General features: G+C 76.6%; 3 protein-coding genes. All 3 read right to left on the bottom strand.

Going from position 1 to position 3,799, the window contains the following annotated elements:
• The coding region (locus tag CS2_RS17840) for a universal stress protein (protein ID WP_233421259.1) at positions 1-1,109 on the bottom strand (1,109 nt) is incomplete at its 3' end.
• Positions 1,110-1,126: 17 nt separating this feature from the next.
• Positions 1,127-1,705: a potassium-transporting ATPase subunit KdpC gene (gene kdpC / locus CS2_RS17835; RefSeq protein ID WP_070320981.1), complete on the bottom strand. Its 579-nt coding sequence runs from the start codon at positions 1,703-1,705 to the stop codon at positions 1,127-1,129.
• Between the two features lie 11 nt (positions 1,706-1,716).
• Positions 1,717-3,799 (bottom strand): potassium-transporting ATPase subunit KdpB (gene kdpB / locus CS2_RS17830; protein ID WP_070320980.1); only part of this gene is annotated, 2,083 nt, incomplete at its 5' end.

Genomic DNA, 3,799 nt, shown 5'->3' with positions numbered 1-3,799 from the left:
CGGCGCGGCGGGCGCCGGAACCGCCGGCCGCCCGCGTGCGGGTGCGTCACGACGAGCACGTCGATGTCCCCGGCGTCGCGGATCACCTCGGTGCCGACCCCGGGCGACAGCGCCTGCGCGAGCCGCGAGCGCCGCGTCACGCCGAGCACGATGCGGCTCGCGTTGACGCCGCGCGCGACCTCCAGGACGGCGGCCGCGACGTCGTCGGCGACGACCGTGTGCCACGTGCCGCCGAGCTGCTCGACCAGCAGGCGCTGCCGGGCCAGCGCGTCGGGCGGCGCGCCGCGCAGGCCGTCGCCGCGCAGCACGTGCACCGCGAGCAGCTGCCCGCCGGCGGACTGCGCGGCGATCCGCGCGCCGCGCCGCAGCAGCGTCTCGGTCTCGGGCCCGCCGGTGACGGCGACGACGACGCGCTCGCGCGCGGGCCACGGGTCGCTGATGCCGTGCGCGGTCCGGTACGCCTCGAGCGCGTCGTCGACGCGGTCGGCGGTCCACAGCAGCGCGAGCTCGCGCAGGGCCGTGAGGTTGCCGACCCGGAAGTACTGCGTGAGCGCGGCGTCGACGGTCTCGGCGGCGTACACGTTGCCGTGCGCGAGGCGGCGCCGCAGCGCCTCGGGGCTCATGTCGACCAGCTCGATCTGGTCGGCGCGGCGCACCACCGCGTCGGGCACGGTCTCCTGCTGGCGGACGCCCGTGATGGCGCGCGCGACGTCGTTGAGCGACTCCAGGTGCTGCACGTTGACGGTCGTGACGACGTCGATGCCCGCGGCGAGCAGGTCCTCGACGTCCTCCCACCGCTTGGCGTGCCGGCCGCCGGGCGCGTTGGTGTGCGCGAGCTCGTCGACCAGCGCGATCTCGGGGTGCCGCGCGAGCACGGCGTCGACGTCGAGGTCGGTCAGCGTGGTGCCGCGGTGCTCGACCGTGCGGCGCGGCACCACCTCGAGGCCGTCGAGCAGCGCGGCGGTGCCCGCGCGGCCGTGCGTCTCGACGAGCGCGACGACCACGTCGGTGCCGCGCTCGGCCCGGCGCCGCGCCTCGTCGAGCATCGCGTACGTCTTGCCGACCCCGGGCGCCGCGCCCAGGTACACCCGCAGGCGGCCGCGCCGCACGTCGTCCACGGGACCGATCATCCCGCCGCGGCGGCGACCGCGGCGTTCAACGTGACGACGTCGACGCGCGGCTCGCCGAGGAACCCGAGGTCGCGACCGGACGTCGCGTCCGCGACGAGCACCCGCACCCGCACCTCGGGCAGGCCGCGCTCGCGCGCGACGCGCGGCACCTGCAGCGCCGCGTACGCGGGGCTGATGTCGGGGTCGAGCCCCGACGCGGACGCCGTCACCGCGTCGGCCGGGACGGCGGCGGGGGAGACGCCCTCGCGCGCGGCGACCTCGGTGCGTCGCCGCTCGACCGTCGCGAGCAGGTCGGGGTTCTGCGGGCCGAGGTTCGACGCGCCCGACGCGAGCGCGTCGTACCCGTCGCCCGCCGCGGACGGCCGGGGCAGGAACCAGCCGGGGCCGTCGAACGCCTGGCCGACCAGGCGCGAGCCGCGCACCTGCCCGTCGACGACCAGGGGCGACCCGTCGGCGCGGTCCGGGACGAGGCGACCCACGGCCCACACGGCCGTCGGGTACGCGACGCCGAGCAGCAGCGTGAGGGCCAGGAGCAGGCGCAGGCCGCCGAGGGCCTGCCGGGCGAACGCGGTCACGTCGGTCTCCTTCAGAACCCGGGCAGCAGCGCGACGACGAGGTCGATCAGCTTGATGCCCACGAACGGCGCGACGAGGCCGCCGACGCCGTAGACCAGCAGGTTGCGGCGCAGCAGGGCGCCGGCCGCGGCGGGCCGGTACCGCACGCCGCGCAGCGCGACGGGCACGAGCGCGACGATCACGAGCGCGTTGAACACGACGGCCGAGAGCACCGCGGACTGCGGCGAGTGCAGCCGCATGACGTTGAGCGCGTCGAGCTGCGGGTACAGGGCCGCGAACATCGCCGGGAGGATCGCGAAGTACTTCGCGACGTCGTTGGCCAGCGAGAACGTGGTGAGCGCGCCGCGCGTGATGAGCAGCTGCTTGCCGATCGCGACGATCTCGATGAGCTTGGTCGGGTCCGAGTCGAGGTCGACCATGTTCCCGGCCTCCTTGGCGGCGGACGTGCCGGTGTTCATCGCGACGCCCACGTCGGCCTGCGCGAGCGCGGGCGCGTCGTTGGTGCCGTCGCCCGTCATCGCGACGAGCCGCCCCTCGCCCTGCTCGCGGCGGATGAGCGCGAGCTTGTCCTCCGGGGTGGCCTCGGCGAGCACGTCGTCGACGCCGGCCTCCTCGCCGATCGCGCGCGCGGTGAGCGCGTTGTCGCCCGTGATCATCACGGTGCGGATGCCCATGCGACGCAGCTCGTCGAACCGTGCGCGCATGCCGGGCTTGACGACGTCCTTGAGGTGGACGACGCCGAGCGCCCGCGCGGGCGCGCCGTCCACCGCCTCGGCGACGACGAGCGGTGTGCCGCCCGATCCCGCGATCTCGTCGACCGCGCGCGCGACGTCCGCCGCGGGGCTCCCGCCGTGCTCGCGCACCCACGCGAGCACGGCCGAGGCGGCGCCCTTGCGGACCTGCCGCGCGGGCGTCGCGCCGTCGGCCGGCTGGTCGACCCCGCTCATGCGGGTCTGCGCCGTGAACGGCACGAACGTCGCGCCCGCGACGGTGGTGCCCCGCAGGCCGTGCGCGTCCTTGGCGAGCACGACGACCGACCGGCCCTCGGGGGTCTCGTCGGCGAGCGACGACAGCTGCGCGGCGCGCGCGAGGTCCTCGACCCCGACGCCCTCGGCGGGCACGAACCCGACGGCCTGCCGGTCGCCGAGCGTGATGGTGCCGGTCTTGTCGAGCAGCAGCACGTCGACGTCGCCCGCCGCCTCGACCGCGCGCCCCGACAGCGCGAGCACGTTGCGCCGCACGAGCCGGTCCATGCCGGCGATGCCGATGGCCGACAGCAGCGCGCCGATGGTCGTCGGGATGAGGCAGACCAGCAGCGCGACCAGCACGACGAGCGGCTGCGGCTGCCCCGAGTACACGGCCAGGGGCTGCAGCGTCACGACGGCCAGCAGGAACACGAGCGTGAGCGCCGCGAGCAGCAGGTCGAGCGCGATCTCGTTGGGGGTCTTCTGCCGGGCCGAGCCCTCGACCAGCGCGATCATGCGGTCGAGGAACGTCTCGCCGGGCTTGGCGGTGATGCGCACGACCACGCGGTCGGACAGCACGCGCGTGCCGCCCGTGACGGCGCACCGGTCGCCGCCGGACTCGCGGATCACGGGTGCGGACTCGCCCGTGACGGCCGACTCGTCGACCGATGCGACGCCCTCGACGACGTCGCCGTCGCCCGGGATCGTCTGGCCCGCCTCGACCACGACGAGGTCGCCCACGGCCAGCGCGGTGCCCGCGACCTCCTCCTCGGTGCCGTCGGCGCGCAGCCGCCGCGCGACCGTCGTGCTGCGCGTGCGGCGCAGCGAGTCGGCCTGCGCGCGGCCGCGGCCCTCGGCGACGGCCTCGGCGAGGTTCGCGAACAGCACGGTCGCCCACAGCCACGCCGCGATGGCCCACGCGAACGCCGACGGGTGCAGCACCGCGAGCACCGTGCAGGCCAGCGCGCCGACCCACACGACGAACATCACGGGCGTGCGGAGCTGGTGGCGCGGGTCGAGGCGGCGCGCGGCCGGGCCGAGCGCCGCGAGCAGCTGCCGCGGGCCGAACGCGCCGCCGGTCCGCGCGGCGGACGTGCGGGCGGCCGCGGGTGCGGCGCTCGCGGCGGGG

Source organism: Cellulomonas iranensis NBRC 101100 = JCM 18110 (assembly GCF_001552375.1).
Taxonomy (GTDB): domain Bacteria; phylum Actinomycetota; class Actinomycetes; order Actinomycetales; family Cellulomonadaceae; genus Cellulomonas; species Cellulomonas iranensis.
The sequence above is the reverse complement of the archived record's forward strand: the minus strand, read 5'-3'. Positions and strand labels throughout refer to the sequence as shown.